Source organism: Rothia koreensis, assembly GCF_052232265.1.
GTDB classification, from domain to species: Bacteria; Actinomycetota; Actinomycetes; order Actinomycetales; family Micrococcaceae; genus Rothia; species Rothia koreensis.
Genome location: NZ_CP197643.1, coordinates 638,534 through 659,850, shown reverse-complemented (window position 1 = coordinate 659,850; position 21,317 = coordinate 638,534). Strand labels below are relative to the sequence as shown.

The 21,317-nt window shown below is 67.0% G+C and carries 19 protein-coding genes; 10 read left to right on the top strand and 9 right to left on the bottom strand.

Annotation, left to right across the window (positions count from 1 at the left end):
• Position 1 precedes the first annotated feature (1 nt).
• Both ACTSLZ_RS02855 and ACTSLZ_RS02850 read right to left on the bottom strand, forming a co-directional pair.
• Positions 2 to 1,381, bottom strand: a complete 1,380-nt coding sequence (locus ACTSLZ_RS02855) for a PTS sugar transporter subunit IIC (RefSeq protein ID WP_443095644.1) — start codon at positions 1,379 to 1,381, stop codon at positions 2 to 4.
• Entirely contained in the window at positions 1,378 to 1,704 is a 327-nt protein-coding gene (locus ACTSLZ_RS02850; protein ID WP_129316417.1) for a PTS sugar transporter subunit IIB, read from the bottom strand. Before ACTSLZ_RS02850 ends, ACTSLZ_RS02855 begins: the two co-directional genes overlap by 4 nt.
• Before the next feature lie 897 nt (positions 1,705 to 2,601).
• Here ACTSLZ_RS02850 and ACTSLZ_RS02845 point away from each other — a divergent pair.
• The 4 genes from ACTSLZ_RS02845 to ACTSLZ_RS02830 all read left to right on the top strand — a co-directional run bounded on the left by ACTSLZ_RS02845 (position 2,602) and on the right by ACTSLZ_RS02830 (position 6,623).
• Complete coding sequence (locus tag ACTSLZ_RS02845) at positions 2,602 to 2,772, top strand: hypothetical protein (RefSeq protein ID WP_443095643.1); 171 nt, start codon at positions 2,602 to 2,604, stop codon at positions 2,770 to 2,772.
• A gap of 97 nt (positions 2,773 to 2,869) precedes the next feature.
• Positions 2,870 to 3,403: a Dps family protein gene (locus ACTSLZ_RS02840; RefSeq protein WP_129316416.1), complete on the top strand. Its 534-nt coding sequence runs from the start codon at positions 2,870 to 2,872 to the stop codon at positions 3,401 to 3,403.
• 267 nt (positions 3,404 to 3,670) lie between these two features.
• Positions 3,671 to 5,308, top strand: a complete 1,638-nt coding sequence (locus ACTSLZ_RS02835; protein WP_443095642.1) for a class I adenylate-forming enzyme family protein — start codon at positions 3,671 to 3,673, stop codon at positions 5,306 to 5,308.
• 76 nt (positions 5,309 to 5,384) lie between these two features.
• Entirely contained in the window at positions 5,385 to 6,623 is a 1,239-nt protein-coding gene (locus ACTSLZ_RS02830; protein WP_443095641.1) for an acetate/propionate family kinase, read from the top strand.
• A gap of 13 nt (positions 6,624 to 6,636) precedes the next feature.
• Here ACTSLZ_RS02830 and ACTSLZ_RS02825 read toward each other — a convergent pair whose 3' ends face one another.
• Complete coding sequence (locus ACTSLZ_RS02825; RefSeq protein WP_443095640.1) at positions 6,637 to 8,118, bottom strand: MFS transporter; 1,482 nt, start codon at positions 8,116 to 8,118, stop codon at positions 6,637 to 6,639.
• 113 nt (positions 8,119 to 8,231) lie between these two features.
• Between ACTSLZ_RS02825 and ACTSLZ_RS02820 the strand changes: the two genes are divergently transcribed.
• The 6 genes from ACTSLZ_RS02820 to ACTSLZ_RS02795 all read left to right on the top strand — a co-directional run bounded on the left by ACTSLZ_RS02820 (position 8,232) and on the right by ACTSLZ_RS02795 (position 13,811).
• Positions 8,232 to 9,158, top strand: a complete 927-nt coding sequence (locus ACTSLZ_RS02820; protein WP_443095639.1) for a helix-turn-helix transcriptional regulator — start codon at positions 8,232 to 8,234, stop codon at positions 9,156 to 9,158.
• A 61-nt stretch (positions 9,159 to 9,219) separates the two neighbouring features.
• Positions 9,220 to 10,209, top strand: coding sequence for a class A beta-lactamase (gene bla / locus ACTSLZ_RS02815; RefSeq protein ID WP_443095638.1), 990 nt, complete (start codon positions 9,220 to 9,222; stop codon positions 10,207 to 10,209).
• A 30-nt stretch (positions 10,210 to 10,239) separates the two neighbouring features.
• Complete coding sequence (locus ACTSLZ_RS02810) at positions 10,240 to 10,869, top strand: DJ-1/PfpI family protein (RefSeq protein ID WP_443095637.1); 630 nt, start codon at positions 10,240 to 10,242, stop codon at positions 10,867 to 10,869.
• Positions 10,870 to 11,271: 402 nt separating this feature from the next.
• Complete coding sequence (locus tag ACTSLZ_RS02805) at positions 11,272 to 12,582, top strand: ISL3 family transposase (protein WP_179628043.1); 1,311 nt, start codon at positions 11,272 to 11,274, stop codon at positions 12,580 to 12,582.
• 7 nt (positions 12,583 to 12,589) lie between these two features.
• Positions 12,590 to 13,231, top strand: coding sequence for an HAD-IA family hydrolase (locus ACTSLZ_RS02800; protein WP_443096084.1), 642 nt, complete (start codon positions 12,590 to 12,592; stop codon positions 13,229 to 13,231).
• 7 nt (positions 13,232 to 13,238) lie between these two features.
• The gene (locus ACTSLZ_RS02795; RefSeq protein ID WP_338100834.1) at positions 13,239 to 13,811 is read left to right on the top strand and encodes a GNAT family N-acetyltransferase; all 573 of its coding nucleotides are present in this window, start codon (positions 13,239 to 13,241) and stop codon (positions 13,809 to 13,811) included.
• A gap of 759 nt (positions 13,812 to 14,570) precedes the next feature.
• Here the strand turns inward: ACTSLZ_RS02795 and ACTSLZ_RS02790 are convergent.
• Genes ACTSLZ_RS02790 through mvk form a run of 6 tightly spaced genes read right to left on the bottom strand, consistent with a single transcriptional unit; the run spans position 14,571 to position 21,115 of the window.
• Positions 14,571 to 15,809 (bottom strand): hydroxymethylglutaryl-CoA synthase, encoded by a 1,239-nt coding sequence (locus ACTSLZ_RS02790; RefSeq protein ID WP_178979193.1) that lies wholly within the window; start codon positions 15,807 to 15,809, stop codon positions 14,571 to 14,573.
• Positions 15,810 to 16,856: a hydroxymethylglutaryl-CoA reductase gene (locus ACTSLZ_RS02785; RefSeq protein WP_197964342.1), complete on the bottom strand. Its 1,047-nt coding sequence runs from the start codon at positions 16,854 to 16,856 to the stop codon at positions 15,810 to 15,812. It abuts the gene before it with no gap.
• Positions 16,857 to 16,867: 11 nt separating this feature from the next.
• Positions 16,868 to 17,971 carry a type 2 isopentenyl-diphosphate Delta-isomerase gene (gene fni / locus ACTSLZ_RS02780; RefSeq protein WP_436594950.1) on the bottom strand — a complete coding sequence of 368 codons (1,104 nt, stop codon included), beginning with the start codon at positions 17,969 to 17,971 and terminating at the stop codon, positions 16,868 to 16,870.
• The gene (locus tag ACTSLZ_RS02775) at positions 17,968 to 19,158 is read right to left on the bottom strand and encodes a phosphomevalonate kinase (RefSeq protein WP_443095636.1); all 1,191 of its coding nucleotides are present in this window, start codon (positions 19,156 to 19,158) and stop codon (positions 17,968 to 17,970) included. The genes fni and ACTSLZ_RS02775 overlap by 4 nt, the downstream gene beginning before the upstream one ends.
• Positions 19,155 to 20,147, bottom strand: a complete 993-nt coding sequence (mvaD, locus tag ACTSLZ_RS02770) for a diphosphomevalonate decarboxylase (protein WP_443095635.1) — start codon at positions 20,145 to 20,147, stop codon at positions 19,155 to 19,157. Before mvaD ends, ACTSLZ_RS02775 begins: the two co-directional genes overlap by 4 nt.
• Positions 20,144 to 21,115, bottom strand: coding sequence for a mevalonate kinase (mvk, locus tag ACTSLZ_RS02765; protein WP_129316396.1), 972 nt, complete (start codon positions 21,113 to 21,115; stop codon positions 20,144 to 20,146). The genes mvaD and mvk overlap by 4 nt, the downstream gene beginning before the upstream one ends.
• Positions 21,116 to 21,317: the final 202 nt, after the last annotated feature.

The window sequence follows — 21,317 nt, the reverse complement described above, 5'->3', positions numbered from 1 at the left end:
TTCAGTCCTTCGTCGGATCGGTTCGGGGCGAGGCTCCGTGGTCCGGGGCCGGTGTGTTCATGGGTGGGCGTTTGCGTTTGACCTTGCGCACCGTCGTCGTCCGCCCCGTTTCTGTGGACTTGGCCTCGGGGGCCGTGGCGTCCGTGGCCATGGCCGCCTTCTGGGCCTCGGCCTCGGCCTGTTTGACGAGCTGTCGGTCATAGACCCGGAGGAACGGAGACCAGATGGCCCCGGAGACCAGGAACACGATCAGGGCCACGAGGACCGCCGAGAACGATCCGGTCGAGAGCCAGGTGGAGATCGGGTACGGCATGTACCAGAGGTCGAATTGTTTGTCCGGGATCGGGCCCAACGGGATGACCTTGGTCAGTAGCCAGAGGAGCAACGGGAGGATGATCCCCTGCAGCCACAGGGGGACCATGAGGGTCGGGTTCCAGGCCACGGCGCCGAAAATGACCGGTTCGTTGATGTTGAAGACCGACGGCGCCAGACCGGCCTTGCCCAAGGCGCGAAGCCTGGTGGACTTGGCCCTGAGCATGAGGAGGACCAGCGGCAGGGTTGCTCCGACGCCGCCGATCCAGAGGTAGGTCGAGTACACGGACGAATAGGTCACCAGATGGTCGGCGTGACCGGCCACGTTCTCGGCCATCGCCGCGTACATCGCCGGAAGCAGCACGGGAGAGAGCACCCAGACCGAAATCCCCATCGAGTAGATGAAGCAGGACAGGAACATCATGAGCGCGAACCCGTACGGCGTTTGAATAATGTCCGCGACCGGGGAGAACACCGCCTGGATACCGCGGAACAGGTCGACGCCGATCACGTCGATCAGTGCCCAGCCGAAAACGACGACGATGGCCACCGGGAGCATCGCGTCGAACCAGTTGCGCACGAAGTCGGGTATGGCGGAGGAGTTCTTGAAGAAGGTGAAGGAGGCGAAGATCTTCATGACCCACCCGGTGATCAGACCGGTGATGATGGCCGCGAACATGCCGCCGGCTCCGAGCGCTTCGTTCTTGAACCCTGGTTTGCCCGCGTCGATCACGGCGGGAGAGACCGTGATCAGGAAAAGCACCAGACCCGCCATCCCCGCGATGAGTCTTTGCTTCGTCGCGTGCAGGCGCTCCATGAGGTTGAACGGGATCAGGAACGCGACGAACAAGGAGATCATGCCCATCGTCCACGAGTAGAGCCCGTGGAAGTCGGGCCACCCGGAGAAGATCTCGTTGAGGATCGAGAGCATCGAGAACAGACTGCCGAGGAAGATGAACGGCAGGATCTGCATGATCGAGTCCTTGAGGGCGACGATCCACAGATTGCTGTTGATCTTGTTCATGCGCGGGCTGAAGGAATGCTCCAGCCAGTTCAGCAGGCCTTTCATGACTCGTCGTCCTCGTCGAAGACCTCGAGCATGTGTTCGAGCGCCGCCTTGCCGTCGAGGGTCGAGTAATAGTCCGGTTTCATCAGCACGACGCCGATGTCGGCGTCGCCGATATAGCTGTCGATGTCGTCGAACAGGTACTCCAGGTGCGGGCCGATCATCAGGACGTCGATCCGGTTCAGGTATTCGCTGATCTCGCTCTCGCTGCGGGCGATGATGTCGACATCCAGACCCATGTCCTTCGCGGCCTTCTTCATGTTCGCAGCCATGAATCCTGTGCTCGCGCCCGACCCGCAAGCGAGCATGACGGTGAGAGTTTCCATCTCGTCCTCCTGGTGTGCGATCCGATGTGCCGTTGTCCGACCATGCTTCTGGATTCCGAGATGCACCGCCACGAGAAAACTTTCCGCCGGCCGGAAACCCGGGCCCCCGCCGTCGAAGTGGCACTGGCGTGCGGCAAAACCGCGAAAAACTGCACGCGACTGCCACCTCGCCGAGGGGGCCACCCCGAAATCACCCAGGACGACGTCGAGGTGGCAATCCCGTGCGAGAACAGCCCACCCCCGACGTCGAAGTGGCACTGACGTGCGATAAAACCCCCAAAAACCGCACGCGGCTGCCACCTCGACCAGGGACGACGCACAAAACCGCCACCTCGAGGAAGAACCAACACCCGAAACGCGCCGAGGTGGCAATCCCGTGCAAAAACAGCCCACCCCCGACGTCGAAGTGGCAATCCCGTGCGAAAACGGCCCGCTCCCGGCGTCGAAGTGGCACTGACGTGCGATAAAACCCCCAAAAACCGCACGCGGCTGCCACCTCGGCCAGGGACGACGCACAAAACCGCCACCTCGAGGAAGAACCAACACCCGAAACGCGCCGAGGTGGCAATCCCGTGCAAAAACAGCCCACCCCCGACGTCGAAGTGGCAATCCCGTGCGAGAACAGCCCACCCCCAACGACGAAGTGGCACTGACGTGCGATAAAACCCCCAAAAACCGCACGCCACTGCCACCTCGAGCAAGGACGACGCACAAAACCGCCAACTCGGGCACCGTCCACCGACAGCTGACACCCCTTTCCCGCCCCGCGGCCGCCGAGTATCGTCGAAAATGTGACCTGACCTGGGAAAACGCGGGCCAGCCCGACAATAGGAGACGGGCGACATCGCCCGGCGCCCTCGAAGACCGAAGACCGAGGACCGAGGACCAAGGAGGTGCATGATGAGCCGTACGAATGACCCCGAAGAATCCCGGGAAAAGAAGATCGGCATGACTCCCCAGGAGGAGGAAGCCTATCGCCAGGAACCGGGCGCACAGGGCGAACCCGGTGACGAGGCGATCGGCGACATGACCGACTCGCAGGGACGGCGCCCGGCCACGGACAACTGACCCCGCCGTCGTGCGAGAGACCAAGAACCACGACGAACCGCATCGAAATGAACCACATCGTGGCCCGAACCCGGGCCCAGCAACGCAAGGAGATGCAATGACTGACACCATCAAGGCACCGCAGCCCGCCGGAGACACCGCAACCCGCCGCGAGAATGCGGAGAAGGGCTTCGTCGCGCCCAGGGAACTGCGGGACGACCTGCAGAAAGTCCTGGTCGACCTGATCGCATTGCACATGGTCGGCAAGCAGGCCCACTGGAACATCGTGGGCCCGAACTTCCGCGACCTGCACCTGAACCTGGACGAGATCGTCGATATCGCCCGCGATTCCTCGGACGACGTCGCCGAGCGCATGCGCGCGTTGCACGCCACGCCGGACGGCCGGCCCGGCGTCGTCGCCGCGGACACCACCCTGCCGGAGATGCCGCAGGGCGAAGTGCTGACCACCGACGCCATCGACCTGATCGTTCGCGCGATCGAGGCGACCACCGGAACCATGCGTGAGGTCCACGACGCCGTCGACGCCGCCGACCCGACGTCGGCCGACATCCTGCACGGAATCATCGAGAAGCTCGAGCAGCAGTCGTGGTTCATCAGCGCCGAAACCCGGACCCCGGCCGAGGCCAAGTAACCCGCGCTCCCGCGGCTCGTCGAGCCCAGGGAAACGTCATCCGCAACCCGGTCGCGATGATCGTTTCCCTGGGCTCGGTGCGTTCCGGGACGATGAATCCGAGTTCTCTTTGTGCTAGACCGGGTGTCATAGAAATTTCTATGACTGCCACCGCACCTGTCCGCGTCTCCGACGCATCGCACCCCACCTGCCGGAGTCTCGGACGCGGCACAGACAATCTATAGTTTAGCTATGTAAATCACTCGTCGAAATCAGGAGATGCGGAAGGTGTACGACCCCCAACGCTTCAAGGAATACTTCGAAGGCGCCTTCACCTATGAGGCGGGCTTCCGCCGCAACATTCGCCGGTACGGCAACGACTCGGCAATCCTCGATCCGGAGACCGGACGCAACTGGACCTACGCCGAGCTGGACGCCGACGTCGCCCGCACGGCGTCGGCGCTGGCCGAGGCCGGCGTCGGCCGTGGCGACGCCGTCGTCTACCAGCTGCCCAACTGCCCGGAATTCGCGATCCTCTACCTCGCGACCCAGCGCATCGCCGCGGTGAGCGTACCGATCAATTACCGGCTCTCCGCGGGCGAGACCTCCCACATTCTGGATGACAGCTCGCCGAAGGTCTTCGTGTACACGGGCAAGTACCAGCAGACCGCGGAGCACGCCGTCGAACTGGCAGCCGATACGCCCACCGAGTGGGTCCTGGACGGGCGAACGGGCGAGAACGTCGTCGACTTCTGGAACGCCGTCGAGACTGCGCCCGATGACCACCCGCACGTTCCGGAAGACTTCTCGACCTACGAGGAGTCGACCCGCTTGTACACCTCCGGTACCACGGGGATGCCGAAGGGTGTTCCGCTGCCCTCCCTCGTCGAGGTCATGTCCGCACACGACGTCATCATGCATTTCCCCCTGTCGCCGGATGATCGCACGCTCAACACGACCCCGTGGTTCCACCGCGGTGGTCTCTACTCGGGCGGCCCGAACCCGGTGTTCTACTCGGGCGGCTCCGTGGTCCCGATGCGCGCCTTCGACCCGGACAAGGCCCTGGACCTGACGGAGGAACTCGGCATCACGTTCCTCATCGGCGCCCCCGTGACCCTGGGCATGCTCGCCGCCGCGCAGGAGCGTCGCCCTCGCGACCTGACGACGCTGCGAGGCATCGTCACGATGGGTGCACCGCTGTCGCGGGCCGACGCCATCCGCTACCAGGAGGTGCTGACGCCCCGGATCTTCAACGGGTACGGCACCACGGAAACATTCTGGAACACGTTCCTCCGGCCCGAGGACCTCCCCGACCACGCGGGCAGCGCGGGGCGGGCCAGCACGGACGACGACGTCGCCGTCGTGCGGATCTTCGAGGACCGCGTCGCCACGCCCGAGGAGACCGCCGCGCAGGACAACACCGAGATCGGTGAAGTCATCATGCGTTCGCCCAAGTCGGGGTTCTCGTACTACAACAATCCGGATCGGGACGAGGAAAAATTCCATTACGGGTGGCTCTACCCGGGCGACCTCGCGACGTGGGACGAACAGGGATTCGTGACCGTGGTCGGCCGCAAGGACGACATGATCATCTCCGGAGGGGAAAATATTCATCCCGTCCAGGTCGAAGAGGTCCTCGAGGAGCACCCTGGGGTCGCGAGCGCCGTCGTCGTCGGCGTTTCGGACCCCCACTGGGGCCAGCGGGTTGCCGCGTACATCATCCCGGAGGGCGACGGTGCTGCACCCGAAGAGCTGGACGAGCTCTGCCGGGCCAACCAGCGGCTGGCCGACTTCAAGCGCCCCCGCGAGTACCGGTTCGTGGAGGAGGTCCCTCTGACCCCGACGGGCAAGAAGATGCACTACAAGGTTGCGGAGATCGCAGCGGAGGACGACGCCGCGGGCAGGCTTGTCAGGCCGCAGAACTGATATCCACAAGGGTCTCCCTGCGCGTCGTGACGGTGGAATAATAAGCCTCATACCGTCACGACGCGAAGGGAACGCCATGCTCGTCCTCGTTATCAATTCCGGCTCCTCGTCGATCAAGTACCAGGTACGCGAGGTCACCACCTCGGAGGAGAACGTCGCCCCCTATACGTCCTCGATGCCGGCGATCAACGAGCGGATCACGCTGGAACAGGCGACCCTCGGCGCGGAGGGGGACGAAGTCCTCACCAAGGGCCTGATCGAGAACATCGGTGAGGGCGGGGAGATCGCCGATCATTCCCAGGCGCTGGACGTCATGGCGGAGCGCCTGGATCGGGAATTGAACGGTCGGGAGATCGACGCCGTGGGGCACCGGGTCGTGCACGGCGGCGAGCGCTTTTCGGCGCCCGTGATCGTGAACAATGAGATCATTCGCGCGATCGAGCGTCTGGCGCCGCTGGCGCCGTTGCACAACCCGGCGGCGGCTCTCGGGCTGAGGGCCATCCAGAAGAAGTGGCCGGAGATGCCCCAGGTGGTGGTCTTCGATACGGCCTTCCACAGGTCCCTGCCGGAAAAGGCCTGGCGCTATGCCATCCCCGATGCTTTCTACCGTCTGCACGGCATCCGTCGTTACGGCTTCCACGGCACGAGCCATGACTACGTCACGGGGAAGGCGGCGGAGTTCCTCGGGGTGGACCGTGAGGATTTCGACGCCGTGATTGCGCACTTGGGCAACGGCGCATCGGTCACGGCCATCCGGGGCGGAGCATCGATCGACACCTCGATGGGTTACACGCCCCTGGCCGGCCTGGTCATGGGCACCCGTTCGGGCGACATCGATCCCTCCGTGCTCACCGGAATCCTGACGCGCAACAAGGACGTCGACGCCGAGCGGCTGGACGAGATCCTGAACAAGGAATCCGGCCTGACCGCCGTCGGCGGAACCAACGACATGAGGGAGCTCGAGCAGCGCGCCGAATCCGGCGACTCGGGGGCTCAGCTGGCCATGGATATGGCCGCGTATCGCCTGGCCAAGTACATCGGCGGGTACCACGTGGCGGTCGGTGGGATGCAGTGCCTCGTTTTCACGGCGGGGATCGGCGAGAACTCGGCGGCCTTCCGGAGGCTCGTGGTGGACGAGCTGAGCGCCCTCGGCATCACCCTCGCCCCGGAGGCGAACGAGGTCCGCAGCGCAGAGACGCGCGTGATCTCCGGTGAGGATTCCGCGATCACCGTGCTGGTGGTTCCGACCGATGAGGAGCGTGCCATCGCGGAGGCCACCGCGGGCCTGGTCGAGGCGAGGATCGACCACGGGTGACCGCCCCGCCGCCTCAGGAGCAGCGAACCCCTTGTTGCGCCGCCGCCGGCTGATCGGCCCCCGGCAGGCTTTCACCCCGGTCCGGATACTCGGGCGTCGCAGGCACCGGAGCCGCGGAAGCGGCTGACTTCGCGGCTCGTCGAAGCACGACGGCGCCCACGGCGAACGCCGCGACCAGTGCCACCTGCCCGACCGAGACGATCCCGAATGCCTGGGTGGGCGTGACCAGGGACTGGAACCAGGTGTAGGCCGCGCCGATCGTGGCGACACCGGCGGCAATCCCCGTTTGCTGCATCGTCGAGATCAAACCGCCCGTCAGTCCCCCGACTCGTTCCGGGACTTCCGCCATCACGGTCGAGACCAGCGGACCGAATTGGAGCGCTTGGCCGACACCCAGCACGACGGCGGGCACCTGGAACCACCATTCCCAGCCGGCGTCGGACACCACGGAAACCAGGCCGACGCCGACCAGACCAATACCCTGGAGCAGGGCGCCGACCAGCATCGTGCCGGGACCGCCCAGCCGGGCGGTAATGCGGTGGTATTGCAACGACGCCAGGAGGAAGGCCACGCAGAAAGGAACGAGCACGGTCCCGGACAGCCAGGCGGGCTCGCCCCGACCGGACTGGGTGAGCACGGCGTAGTTGAATGTCCATGCCCCGTACCCTCCGAAGAACACCATGGCCATGACGCCGCCGATCGCCAGCGGACGGGCACGGAGCACGTCCGGAGGAAGCAGGGGTTGTCCACCGCGCCGAGCCGTCGACCTCTGTTGAAGGACCAGCCCGGCGAGGGCCGCCACCGCGAGCACCAACAGGGCCACGCACCAGGTCGGCCACCCCGCCTTGGGTCCCAGCGAGAGCCCGGTGATCAGGCTGCCGAGCGCGGTCAGCAGCAGCAAGGCCCCGACCGGGTCGGTCTGCAGTTGCGGTTTTCCCCCGTCGGCGGGCAGACGGAACGCATTCAGCCCGGCCAGAACGCAGAGGACGGCGAATACGGCGAACGCCAGCCGCCACCCCAGGTCGGGACCGCCCGCAGAGACCAGGAACCCGCCGATGACCTGACCGGCCACGGTGCCCACGCCGGCCGCGGCCGTGTAGACCCCGACCGCACGGATCCGGTCCGTGCCGGAGACGGCGGACTGGATGATCGACAGGATCTGCGGCATCATCGCCGCGGCCGCGAAACCTTGCGCGACCCGGGCTGCAATGGCCGCACCGGGGCTCCACGCGCAGGCCACCCCCACGGAGCACACCGCGAGCCCCATCATGCCGATGATGAACAGCCGGCGTCGCCCGAATTTGTCGCCCAGACGGCCGCAGAAGATGATCCCGGAGGCGAACGCGGCGGCGAAGATGCCGACCATGAGCGCGCTCTGGCCGTCGTCGGCCCCGAGCGATTCCTTCATCTGGGGAGCCGTCATGGACCCGAGGGAAAAGACGAAAGTGGACAGCAAGGCCGCCAGGTGCAGCGGCCACAGGATTGGTTTGTTCATGTGACCACCATGCTGCGGTGGGCTAGCCAGTGGCAGTGCCGGGCCATGCTGGTAGTGCCACTACCAGGCTGAGGGGGTTCCCACCTGGTTGCCGACCTTGCAACAATGTCCTCATGACAAGGTCGACCTCCCAGGAGCTGAGCAATCACGAGCTGGGCGCATTCCTGCGCAGCCGCCGCGATCGGCTCACGCCTCGGGACGTCGGCCTGCCGTGCGGACCGCGACGCCGCGTGCCGGGGTTGCGCCGCGAGGAGGTCGCGGTCCTGGCCCACGTCGGGACCACCTGGTACACGTGGCTCGAACAGGGCCGCGAGGTCCATGCCTCCGTGGACGTCCTGACCGCCATCGCCGACGCGTTGCTGCTCGAACCCGAAGAGCGCGCCCACCTGTTTCGCCTCGGCGGCTACCCCGCACAGGCCCAACGCCCGGGTACCAGCATCATCGACGACAGGCTCCGCGCGATGCTGGACAAGGCCATGCCGTACCCCGCGATGGTCCACGACGAGCTCTACCGGTGGCGCGTCTACAACCCCGCCTTTCGGTTCCTGATCGACGACGCCGACGAAGCGACGGAACGGTCCTGCGTCCAGCAGCTCCTGAACAACCCGGCGTGGCACGATGCCTACCGGAACGACCCCGACCAGCTCCGGATCGTCGTCGCCAAGCTGCGAGCATCGTTCGGCGAGTCCCCCGAGCACCCGGACTGGGGAGCGCACCTGGACAAGCTCCGCGCCCACGCCGAATTCCGGGAACTCTGGGATTCCGGTGACGTGGTGCGCGAAGCCAACCACGTCAAGACCGTGGACAACCCCTGGGTGGGAACCTTGCGCCTGAGCAATCTGACGCTCGTGGTGCAGGAAGATCGCAGGCTCGCCCTCTCGATCCACCAGCCCGAGGACCAAACGACCGCCGCCCGTCTGGAACGCCTGCAGAAACTCATCGATACGGGCCAGATAGAGTGGGCCAAGAAACATCGCTCGCCCGCGTCAGCGGATGACGACGACGTCGTGCGTCGGTTGCCGCTGCGTCCGGTCGGGTGACCTCATGCGCCGTCGGGATACCCAGCCTCGCGGCCTCACCCCCCCCAGAGAAAGGCAGACCATGTCGTTCCTTCTTCCCCAGGAGCACTCCGCCCGATCCGCAGGCCGACAGGCCGCGTCGAGTTCCATGACCCGTCGAACGATACTCGCGGGCGCGGCAGCCGCGATCCCGGCGGCCTTCGTCGCCACCGCCGCGGGAGCCTCGGCCCCGGGCGGCACACCGTCCGACGGCGGCACACCAGCGGCTGGCGGCACTCAGAACTCCGACGTGGTCTCCGAGCTTCGTGAGCTCGAACGCCAGCTCGACGGCGAGATCGGTGTCCACGCCATCGACACATCGACAGGCGAGTGCTTCGGCTACCGGGACCAACAACCCTTCCTGCTCTGCTCGGTGAGCAAGGTCCTGGTGGTCGCGACGGTCCTGAACCGCGCGTCCCATGACCCGAAGCTGCTCGGGCGGCGCGTCGACATCACCCAGGAGGACATCCTGGCCTACGCGCCGGTGACCAGCAAGCATCTGGAGGACGGGATGACGGTCGAGGAACTCTGCGCTGCCGCCCTGACGGTCAGCGACAACACGGCGTCGAACCTGCTGATGGAGCAGTGCGGCGGTCCTGAGGCCGTGACCGACTTCGTGCGCTCCACGGGCGACCTCACGACTCGGCTCGACCGGATCGAGCCCGATCTCAACGACGCTTCCGGCGGTCTCGACACCACCACTCCGGCCGCGTTCTCCGAGACGCTGAACCGTCTGACGCTCGGTGGCGCACTGTCCGCTTCCGGACGCGACAAACTGGTCGGGTGGATGAAGGAGTCGGCGACCGGTGCCGAACAGATCCGTGCCGGCCTCCCCGAGGGGACGCTCGTGGGCGACAAGACCGGGTCCGGCACCCACGGCGAGTCCAACGACGTCGCCGTCATCTGGCCGAAGCAGGGCGGACCGATCATCATGTCGGTCTTCACCACGTCGAGCCGGGCGGACGACACCGACGGCCAGAAGGCCGCCATCGCCGGTACCGCACGCGCAGTGTTCGGGGGAATCACCGGCTGAGGGCGACCGCTGGGTTGCTAGTATCGCCGCATGACCAAACCGGTGGATCCGCTCCGTCTCAGCGTCATCCTGTTCGAGGGATTCGAACTGTTGGATGTCTTCGGTCCCGTCGAGCTCCTGAGCAAGTCGCCCCATTGTCGAATCACGTGGTGCGGCCCCGAGGTCGGACCGGTCGCGAGCTCCCAGGGCGTCGGCGTCGTCTCCGAAGTCGCGTACGACGGCGTCGTCGGCGCCGAAACGGACATGCTCCTGGTCCCAGGGGGCGCGGGCACGCGGCCGCTGTCGCGAGACGCTGATTTCCTCGGGTGGCTGGCCGACGTGGGTGCCGCGTGCCCGCTGATCGGTTCGGTGTGCACCGGCTCGGCTCTGCTGGCGGCCGCGGGCCTGCTCGACGGGTACCGCGCAACGACCAACAAGAAGGCCTTCGAGTGGGCCACCAGTTGCGGGCCGGACGTCGAGTGGGTCGCGGAGGCCCGGTGGGTCAGGGACCGGGACCGGTGGACGTCGTCGGGAGTCGCCGCGGGGATGGACATGACGCACGCCCTGATGACCGATCTCCTCGGCGCGGAGGACGCCGACGCCGCGGCCCGGGCGATCGAGTACGAACCGCACCGGGACAGTTCCTGGGACCCTTTCGCGAAGGTCTACGGGCTGGCATAGCGACTGGCTGGATCCGGGCGGGCGGGGGTGCCCGGCGGGACGCTTCGGGCGGGGAGTCGGGCGGGCCCGGCCGGGGGCCGGGTGGCCGTTTCGGGCCGGGCGGACCGGGAGCCGGGCGGACGCTTCGGGCCGGACGGGCCGGGAGCCGGGCGGACGCTTCGGGCGGGCCCGGCCGGAGCCGGACGTCGGACGCCGGACGCCGGACGCCGGCGGAGGATCGCCCGCCCGGCACCGATGACGTAGCGTGAGGTGCGTGATAGGTCACTATGAAGCAATTCTGTTCGATATCGGGCTCTTCGCAGTTGAGGGGGTAGGTGGCTGAGCGCGTCGGTCGCCGGATGAGGGTCGAGGCCTTCCGATGATGGAAGTTCTCACACTGACCATCTGCCGGAAGACCTCGACGTGCACCACGCTACCTTCGCGACCCCTGATCTGACCGTGTTCTGCCATCTCGACGAGCTCGGCCTCGTGGCCACCGGTCAGCTTTTTGAGCCGGATCGCGCGGTGATCGAGTGCCGCGTCGCCGAGCCGGATCCGTGGTGCCGGGGATGCGGTAGCCAGGCGCTCTCGCGCGGGACGGACACGCGGCGTCTCGCCCACGAGCCGTTCGGTCATCGCCCGACGACGCTGCTGGTCCGGGTCCGCCGCTACAAGTGCTCGGGATGCGGACGGTCCTGGCGTGAGGACCTCACGGCAGCGGCGCCCGAGCGAGCCAAGCTGTCCCGTAGCGGGATGCGGTGGGCGTTGGAAGCGCTCGTGATCGACCACCTCACCGTCGCCCGCGTCGCCGCCGGCCTCGGTGTCGGTTGGCACACGGCGAACAACGCGGTCCTCGCTGAAGGGCGTCGAGTGCTGATCGACGATCCCGCCCGGTTCGACGGCGTCGCCGTGATCGGCGTCGACGAGCACGTCTGGCGCCACACGAGAGTCGGCGACAAGTACGTCACCGTCATCATCGACCTCACCCCGAACCGCGACAAGACCGGCCCCGCCCGTCTGCTGGACATGATCGAGGGTCGCTCGAAAGCCGTGTTCAAGACCTGGCTCGCCGCACGCCCGCAGGACTGGCGCGATGGTGTCGAGGTCGTCGCGATGGACGGGTTCACCGGCTTCAAGACCGCCGTCAGCGAGGAGCTCCCGGACGCGCAGGCGGTGATGGACCCGTTCCACGTCGTCCGCCTCGCCGGCGACGCCCTCGACACCTGCCGTCGTCGCGTCCAGCAGTGCCTGCACGGCCGGCGGGGCCGCAAAAACGATCCGCTCTACAAGGCCCGCCGCATCCTCCACACCGGCGCGCAGCTGCTCACTGACCGGCAGCAGACCCGTCTCGAGGCACTGTTCGCGGTCTCCGAGCACGTCGAGGTCGAGGCGACCTGGGGCATCTACCAGCGCGTGATCGCTGCCTACCGCGAACCCGATCGGAAGACGGCGAAGAAGCTGATGACAGCCGTCATCGATTCCGTCTCCAGCGGCGTCCCCGCCGCGCTCGTGGAGGTCCGCAAGCTCGGCCGCACGCTCAAGCAGCGCGCCGCCGACATCCTCGCGTTCTTCGACCGGCCCGGCACGTCCAACGGGCCAACAGAGGCGATCAACGGGCGCCTGGAACACCTCCGCGGCTCCGCCCTCGGATTCCGGAACCTCACGAACTACATAGCCCGATCGCTGCTCGACACCGGCGGCTTCAGGAACCACCTACACCCTCAAATGCGATGAGCCCGATATCGACGGGACGCTCGTCGATTCCACCACCGCCGTCGAACGCACGTGGAGGACGTGGGCTGCCGAGCACGATCTCGACGCCGCCCACATTCTGAGCATCTGCCACGGGGTTCGCTCGAGCGACGTCGTCGCCAGGTATTTGCCGGCGTCGGAGATTCCGGCCGCGACCGCCGAGCTGGAAAACATGGAATTACAAGATCTGGAGGGGGTGACGGCCCTCCCCGGCGCGGCGGACCTGTTGGGCCGACTCCCCGAAACTCGTTGGGCCGCGGTCACTTCTGGATCCGGGCGGCTGATGCGCAAGCGGCTCTCTGCCGCGGGCCTGCCGGTCCCCGACCACTTGATCGCTGCGGACGACGTCGTCGCGGGCAAACCCGATCCTGAGGGTTACCGCAAGGCAGCCGACGCTCTCGGCGCATCCATCGACCGTTGCCTTGTCATCGAGGACGCGCCGGCAGGCATCGCCGCCGGTCGCGCCGCGGGTGCGACCGTGCTCGCCGTGTGCACCTCCCACCAGCGTGCCGAGGTCGACGACGCCGACGTCGTCGTCGACTCCCTGACCGACGTGTCGGTCTCGGTCGGGAAAGACGGAATCCAGGTCGAGGAGGCTCCGGCCCACCGGGCTCCGGCCGGGCAAGGGTGAGGACCCCATGACTCATGTGATGCTTCCACTCCGAACCGAAAGACTCGAACTACGGCTTCACAGAGAGTCGGATGCTTGGTGGATGCACCGCATTCTTTCCCGTGCGGATGTCTGTCGATACCTGCCGTATGGCCCCCTCTCGGAAGAGGGCGCACGCGAGAAGAATCGCGAACGGATGGCCCGCACAGGCCTGGACGACGACGCCGGCGCGCTGAGCCTCGCGTTCGAGGTCGAGGGCAAACCCGCCGGATGGGTGTCGACCTGGTACACCGACCGCGACTACCGCATCGCCGAAATAGGGTGGACCGTCGATCCGGAGTATTCGCGTCGAGGCTTCGGGACAGAAGCGGTCACGGCGACGCTGAAGCTGGCTTTCGAACAGTACGGAGTTCACCGCGTCGTGGCGCGGGTTGATCCGCGGAATACGGCGTCGGCCGCACTGGCCAGGCGGGTGGGTATGTCTTGCGAAGGCCACCAGCGGAAAGACTTTTGGAACAAGGGCGAATGGAACGACACCCTGATCTTCGCCCTGCTGGAGGAGGACTCCGGCGTCGAGACGAGGACCCCAAGGTCCGACTGAGTCGCGCGGAGCGGCGCGGGTCAGGGTCCGGTTGGGCGGCGCGAGTGCAGGATCCGGTTGGGCGGGGCGGGGCGGGTCCGGTTGAAAAGCGGCTGAGTCTGGGGCTCGGGCTCTCGGGCTCTCAGGCTCTTGGGCTCTCAGGCTCTTGGGCTCTCAGGCTCTCAGGCTCTCAGGCTCTCAGGCTCTTGGGCTCTTGGGCTCTTGGGCTCTTGGGCTCTTGGGCTCTTGGGCTCTTGGGCTCTTGGGCTCTTGGGCTCTTGGGCTCTTGGGCTCTCAGGCGGAGTCTGGCGCATGTGTTGAGTGGCGGTTACCCGATTCGGTGCCGCTTACCGCCGTTAGGAGGCGGCTGAACCACCACCTAACGGGGGAAAACGCCTCACCAGCAGGCAACCCCCACCCAACGGGGCTGGAAAGCGCCCATTTACCGACCGACGTCGGCGGGAAAACGCCTCACCATCGGGTAACCACCACCCAACAGAACCCGAAAGCTCCCAATCACCGACCTACGTCGGCGGGCAACCCCCACACCATCAGGCAAACCCCACCCAAAAAGGCCGCGACCCCACGCGATGTCGCCAGCAAGCCCGCGCGAGGTGGCAATTCTGCGCGATCCGGAGCGCGAAGTGGCAACCTTGTGCAGTTTTACCCGCGAAATCCGCTCAAAATTGCCACCTCAGCATGGAGTGGCGCTCAAAACTGCCACCTCGACACAGAGCCACCTCGACACAGCGCCGCCGCACGAAGCCACCGCAGCGCCCATCACGCCCGGCCGTACAGCCTCGAGCCTTCTTCGACGCCTTCGAAACGGAACGGGGACCGGGTCCGGCGCTCGGTCGTGAAGTTTTCCTGCGCCTCGACGAACGTACCCGGGTGCAGCGCGCGGTACTGGTCGTAACCGATCGGTTCGCGGGCGTCCAGGATGCCCTGGTGTTCCTGGACCCTCAAGTGATCGCGGTATCCGGGCTGGATGACGCCCACGAAGAACTCGGAGACCGCGCCGGAGCCGTAGGAGAAGAAGCCGACGCGCTCCCCCGGGATCTCCTGGTCGGAGTCGAGCAGCGCCAGGAAGCCCAGGAAGATCGAGGCCGTGTAGCTGTTGCCGAGCTGTTGGTTGTAGCCGAAGGTCGGGGCCAGGGCGGCCGCGGCGTCGGCCTTCTCCAACGGCGTGCCGGCCTCTTCGGTCAGTCGCACGTGTGCCTTGACCGCCATCTTGGTGAAGGGCTGGTGGTAGCAGAACCAGTCGATGTCATCGAAGTCCACGCCGCCATGGGCGCGGTAGTCGTGCCACGCTCCGACCAGGGCGTCGAGATAGGCGCCGACCGAGAACTTGCCGTCCACCAGCGCGGTGTTGCGGTAGTTCGGCCGCCAGAAGTCCTGGACGTCCAGCGTGTACACGCCCTGGGCCGGTTCGATCGCCAGAATGTCCGGGTCGGCTTGGACCAGGAATGCGACGGCGGCCGCGCCCTGCGTGGGCTCGCCCGAGGTCTCGAGATCGTACCGGGCGACGTCGGCGGCGATGACCAGAACCTTCTCTTCCGGGTTCCGGGCCACGATGCCCAGGGCCATCTGAAGGGCCCCGATACCGCCGTAGCAGGCCATCTTGGTCTCGATCGTCCTGACCTCGCGGGGCAGGTCGAGGAGACCGTGCACGTACACCCCGGCCGACTTGGACTGGTCGATGCCCGACTCGGTCGCGAACAGCAGCGTGCGGATACCGTCCGTGCCGTTGCGGTCGATGATGCGCTGCGCGGCCGCGGCGCCCATGGTCACGATGTCCTCGTCCTCGGCGGGCAGGCTCATCTTCTCCTGGCCGATGCCGATGTAGTACTTGTTGACGTCGATCCCCTGCTTCTCGGCGAGGTGCGCGAGATCGAAGGAGTAGTGACCGGTCGCGAAGGCAATGTCCTGGATGCCGCTGGCGGCAGGGCCCGACGCCGCTGTGCGCGCGTCGCCGTTGCCGGCGCCCTCGGGGAAAGTCTGGGTGTTGTCAGTGCTCAACTACTGATTCCTTTCGATCTTCACGTGGGCTTCCATGAGCTCACCAGGATTGGTCTGAGCGGCCAGGAGGGAAAGCTCCCCGCACAGGACCGATGCGGCGCAGAGCACCGCGAGACGATGCGCGTTCCCGCCCGGCTCCCGGTCCTCGCGGCAACCGAGCTTCCGCAGGTTGTCCTCGACCACGCTCAGGCCCGCGCCCTTGCCGTTTCCGACTGTTCCCACGATGAGATTGGGCAGATTGCACGAGAAGTACAGATCCCCGTCCCGGACCTCGGCCGTCGTGATGCCTTGTGATCCTTCCACAATATTCGCCGCGTCCTGGCCTGTGGCAAGGTAGAACGCCAACAGCATATTCGCGTAGTGGGCGTTGGCCGCGCGGAGGCCGCCGGCAAGATTCGTGCCCACCAGGTTCTTCCGGGTGTTGAGGTCCGCAACCTGTTCGGGCGTGGTCTTGAGGAACCGGACGACGACGTCGCGCGGGATCAGGATTTCGGTGATCACGCTCTTGCCGCGGCCGAGGATTCCGTTGACCGCGGTGGGTTTCTTGTCGGAACAGAAGTTCCCGGAGATCGATCCGTACTTCAGTTCCGGATACTGCTGGAGGATCCACGGCATCAGGTTGTCGGCCGCGAGCGTGACCATGTTGTGCCCCGAGGCGTCGCCGGTGGTGAAGTCGAAGCGCACGTACAGGAGGTTGCCCGCGTGCTGGAAGTGCAGGTCGATGAGCTTCGCGTAGCGGGACGCCCCGGAGACCACGGCCTGCAGGTCGTCGCGGCGCGCATCGAGTTCTTGGGCCACGCGGTGCGCGGTCCCGGCGTCGGGGGCCTCGAAGTAGACGGAACGGGTCATGCGGTCATCGACCAGGGTCGCCCGAATCCCGCCCTCGACCATGCGGGAGATCTTGGATCCGCGCTTGACCGAGGGCCACAAGGGCGTCTCGTAGGTGGCCAGGGGGACCTCGACCTCTTCGTTTCCGATCACATTCCCGGACACGCGGATCGGACCGATCCACTGGGTCGGGACGGGTGTCTGAAACGGTTCCTGCATTTTTCCTCCGGTCATTTGCTGGTGCCGCGCCTGGAGGCCAGGGACTCGAGGTCCGCCCCGCGCAGCCGTGCGGATTCGGCGAGTTCGCCGCTGATCAGCACGTCAGTTGTGCTCAGGTCCTGCGTCGTGGCCGCCCCGAGCATCGCGTACATTTCGGTCAGTCGGTCCCGCCAGTCGGTGATCTGCTGAACGAGTCGCTCGGTACCGTCGGCGCCGGCGTCGAGGCCGGTCTCGCCCAGGACGGTGTGCAAGAACGTTCCGGCGACACCGACGGCACGCGCGCCGAGGGCAAGCCCGCGGACGACGTCGTAGGGGTTGCGCACCCCACCCGAGGCCAGCAGTGCGGGGCGCTGCGTCGCCTCCGGGAGGGTGGTCGCATCGAGCAGCGAGAACGGCGCCGATTGGCCGAAATCGGCCAGGAACGAGTAGTCCTTGCCGGCCCGTCGGTCATTCTCGACCCGGGCGAAATTGGTCCCGCCGTTGCCCGCCGTGTCCGCGACGGTCACACCCAAGGAAGCGAGCCGGGCGATGGTCTCGCGGGTCATTCCGAAACCGACTTCCTTGACGATCACCGGAACCGGTGTCGCCTCGACCACGGCCGCGATGTTCTCGCTCCACGCCCCGAACCCGCGGGACCCTTCGGGCATCACGGTCTCCTGGACCGAGTTGACGTGGATCTGGAGCGCATTGGCCTCGAGCGCGTCGACCACGCGGCGCGCCTGGTCCGGCGTGGCGTCGGCGCTGAGGTTGCCCATCACGAAGCCGCGCGGATTCTTGTCCCTGAGCACGCGGAACGTCGGCAGGACGGTCTCGTCGCGCAGGTAGATGCTCATCGATCCGGTCGCGATGGCGATTCCGGTCTCGGCCGCAGCCTCCGCGAGGGCCGCGTTGACGCGTCCCGTGGTCTCGGTCCCGCCGGTCATGCCGTTGATGTAGAACGGCAGGGGCCAGCGGACGCCGCCCGGCAGAGAAGTCGAAATGTCCACGTCCGCGGCGTCGATCCCTGCGAGGGCGTGGTGGACCAGCCGGACGTCGTCCCACGGCGTGCGGTGCGGTTCCTCGCGCTGCTGGGCCGCGGCGAAGTTCAGGTGGTCGTCCTTGCGGTTTCCGGTCATGCGGAGTCCCTCGGGTCGGTGGGGCGTGCTGAGTCGGTCAGGATCTTCTGGCCGCGCGGTGATACGCGGAGAGGCAGCGGGCGGATATTGGCCGAGATCCAGGCCCTTTCGAGGTCGCGGTCGTCGCGCCCCGCCGGGCCGACCGCGATGCCGCAGTCGCCGCCGCCGGATCCCGAGGACTTGGCGGCCCACCCGGTCTTCAGCGCGGATTCGACCAGCTCGGTCAGCTCGGGGGTTTCGATGATGCTCGCGCGCTGCTGGGCCAATTCTCCCAGAAGAGCCCGCGCCGCGGCCACGATATCGGCCACATTATCAGTGTTTCCACTAGTCAGAACGTGTTCCAGGCGTTCGACGAGGTCGTCGCTACGGTCCAGGAGGTCCGCAGGCAGGGCCGTGTCCTTGCGCAGACGACCCACGAGCTCCGGCGTGTCAGCGGGTTCGCCCGTCCAACCGACGCGGACCGTCAACGGCGATTCCTCGACGGACTCGACGTCGCCCGGTTCCGCGAATCCGGCGGTCGCGGGGACTGCCCGATCGTCGCGGTCGGGGTCGAGCTCGTCCAAACGCTCGAGGCGCAGGCCCGGCCAGGGGGCGTCCAGGAGCTCCGCGACGGAACGCTCGCGCGAGGCGTCGAACAGCCACTGACGGTCGGGGGAAGCATAGGAGACCCATCCCCCGAGTGCGCTCGCGGCGATGTCTCCTCCCGAGGTCGTGCGGGTGACCTGCACCGTCGCGATCATCGCCAGGCGGTAGACCTGGTCCGGGGTGAGCTCGAGACCGTAGATCCCGCCGATGGCAGCGACGGCGGCGACGGTCACGGCCCCCGACGATCCGAGACCGAATTTGGTTCCGGTCGCGGCGTCGTCCAGGTGGCTGCTGACGTGCAATTCGTAGTGCCGGGCGGCGATCCCCTGCTCCCGGCGCAGCCCCTCGACCGTGTCGAGGGCCGCGATGAGGTAACGGTAGAAGCCCGCGGTGTCCTCGTCGAAGTCGACGACGTCGCCGGAGTGCCGCCACGAAAGGCTCCGGTCGGTGCCCGTGGAGAACAATGTTCCGGCGTCCTCGGCCGGTCGGGCCTCGACGCGGACGTACCTGTCCACAGCAATCAGGATCGCTCGATGCCCGGGCTCGACGACGGCGTACTCCCCCAGAACGTAGAGCTTGCCGGGTGCCTCGGTAACGATCATTCGTTCTCCACCAAGTGCGCGCCCGGTCCGGACCGGGCCGGAATGAGGTCCAGACCGGGGAAGCGGTCGGCCAGCGCACGGTGGGTCCGCTCCAGGTCGGCGTTCCGGCAGAGGACCGCGACGTTGGGACCGGCGTCGGCCGTTCCGTAGACCTCCAGCCCGTCGGCCCGCAGCCTTTCGACCGTGTCGAAGACTTCCACCGATGTGGGGGCGAGGTACCGCACGGGGGGTCGGGATCCGTTGATCGCCGCGTGCATGCGCAGGGCGTTGGACTCGGTCAGTTCCCCGACGCGGGTGTAGTCGCCCGCCGCGAGCGCCTCGCGCATGTCGATCAGATCCTGCGTGGTTCCGGTGACCCACCCGTCGAAGTACGGCGAGGTCCGGATCGTTTCACGCATCGCGACCCTGGAGGAGACGGCCTTCTCCGCAGCGGAGACGACCACGATGACCATGGCCAATTCCGGTCCGGGAATGTTCTCCGCGTACGACGCCGCGTCGGCCACCTCGCCTGCGCCCTCGCCCGCGTGCCATTCGACGAGATCGCCGATCACCGAGCGGCACGCCGACCCCGAACCGCGCCGAGCGAGGCGGGACAGGGAAACGGTGTCCGTGGGGAGGCCGTAGGCGCTGCTCGCCGCCGTGGCCAGTGCGGCGAAGCCGGAGGCACTCGAGGCCAGCCCGGCCCCGGTCGGCACGGAGTTCTCGGATTCGATGCGCGCCCGGACGCGGCTCCCGGACTGCTCGCGGACCAGGTCGAGGAAGGTGCGCACCCGGTCCAGGGGCGTTCCGGTGACCGCTGCACCGTTGAGGAGGAACCGGTCCTCGTCCAGGGACGGGTCGAGGGTGAGGCTCGTCCGGGTCGGAAAGACGTCGAGGGTCAGGGACAGGCTGCCGGTCCACGGGAGGACCAGCTGTTCGTCCCTCTTGCCCCAGTACTTGATGAGGGCCAGGTTGGGGTGGGCCACTGCCGTGGCGCGCTCTGCGGTCACTGCTCGAGCTCCTCGGGGTTCAGGATCCAGGTCTGGAGCGCCCCGGCCTGCAACAGGTGCGAGGCGAGGTCCTGCCCGTGCTGGAAGTCGCTCGCCAGGGCGATCACGCAACCGCCGCGACCTCCGCCCGTCAGTTTGGCGCCGAGAGCACCGGCTTCACGCGCCGAGCGCACGAGCTGATCGAGGTGCGGGCTGGAGACAGACAGTTCGTGGAGTGCTTCGTGCACTTCGTACATGCGGCGACCGAGGGCCACGCGTTCGTCGTTCTTGAGGTTCTCCCGTGCTGCAATCGTGTGGTCACGAATGGTTTCGAAGTATCGGGCGACGTCGTCCGGGTTGGTCCGGCGCATTTCGGTCACGGCGCCGACCGCGGAGTGGGTGTCGCCTGGTTGTCCCGAGTCGGCGACGACGATGGGCGCGCCCAGGTTGACCTCGATGCCTTCGGCGGACCCGTTCTGGAACCAGATCGGCGACCGGCTGAGCACGGTGTAGGCGTCCAGACCGGACGGGTTGCCGTGGGCGACCCGTTCACCCGTCTGGACGAGTTCGTGACGGACGGTTTTGGGCAGGTCGTCGCCCGTGAGATCGAGAATTGCGTTGACGATGCTGGCTGCACCCGCCGCGCTCGAGCCGAGACCCCGCTCGAGGGGAAAGTCCCCGATACAGGTGATGTGGAGTCCGCGTTCCGGGCGTCCGATGCGTCGGAGTGTCGCGGTGATCGTCGCTCCCAGCGGGGCGAGCATGGGAGGCGCGCTGGACAAGGGGCCGTCGTAGATGTCGACCGTGAGCCACACCGGCCCGGGGGACGGCGTCGCGGTGGCCGTGAGCCCGACCTGGGGCAGAGGAAATGCGATCGCCGGATGGCCGTGGACCACCGAGTGTTCCCCGAAAAGAATCACCTTGCCCCAAGCGACGGACTGGCCGACCGCGGAGGCCTGGAGGGGGTCGGCCTCTTTCAACTTGTGCAAATCTCTGAACTCCGATGGGCGGGGAAGGTACTTTCCTGAACGGATCAAGCATATTCCGTATCCCCCAAGTGTCACGCACTGGGCCGGGACGTCGTGATTCATGATCCGGGGCATCGGCCGCCGTCGGACGCGGGGAACGTGCCATCACCGTCAGCGGGGTCAGCCGTCGGAGCGCCGGGATCTCGGGGAACCCCGGGCCGCA

Coding starts and splice junctions, on each gene's coding strand:
- ACTSLZ_RS02850 (WP_129316417.1), bottom strand. CDS start 1,704: ATGGAAACTCTCACCGTCATGCTCGCTTGCGGGTCGGGCGCGAGCACA.
- ACTSLZ_RS02840 (WP_129316416.1), top strand. CDS start 2,870: ATGACTGACACCATCAAGGCACCGCAGCCCGCCGGAGACACCGCAACC.
- ACTSLZ_RS02845 (WP_443095643.1), top strand. CDS start 2,602: ATGATGAGCCGTACGAATGACCCCGAAGAATCCCGGGAAAAGAAGATC.
- ACTSLZ_RS02810 (WP_443095637.1), top strand. CDS start 10,240: ATGACCAAACCGGTGGATCCGCTCCGTCTCAGCGTCATCCTGTTCGAG.
- bla (WP_443095638.1), top strand. CDS start 9,220: ATGTCGTTCCTTCTTCCCCAGGAGCACTCCGCCCGATCCGCAGGCCGA.
- ACTSLZ_RS02820 (WP_443095639.1), top strand. CDS start 8,232: ATGACAAGGTCGACCTCCCAGGAGCTGAGCAATCACGAGCTGGGCGCA.
- ACTSLZ_RS02785 (WP_197964342.1), bottom strand. CDS start 16,856: ATGCAGGAACCGTTTCAGACACCCGTCCCGACCCAGTGGATCGGTCCG.
- ACTSLZ_RS02775 (WP_443095636.1), bottom strand. CDS start 19,158: ATGATCGTTACCGAGGCACCCGGCAAGCTCTACGTTCTGGGGGAGTAC.
- ACTSLZ_RS02830 (WP_443095641.1), top strand. CDS start 5,385: ATGCTCGTCCTCGTTATCAATTCCGGCTCCTCGTCGATCAAGTACCAG.
- ACTSLZ_RS02855 (WP_443095644.1), bottom strand. CDS start 1,381: ATGAAAGGCCTGCTGAACTGGCTGGAGCATTCCTTCAGCCCGCGCATG.
- ACTSLZ_RS02795 (WP_338100834.1), top strand. CDS start 13,239: ATGACTCATGTGATGCTTCCACTCCGAACCGAAAGACTCGAACTACGG.
- ACTSLZ_RS02825 (WP_443095640.1), bottom strand. CDS start 8,118: ATGAACAAACCAATCCTGTGGCCGCTGCACCTGGCGGCCTTGCTGTCC.
- fni (WP_436594950.1), bottom strand. CDS start 17,971: ATGACCGGAAACCGCAAGGACGACCACCTGAACTTCGCCGCGGCCCAG.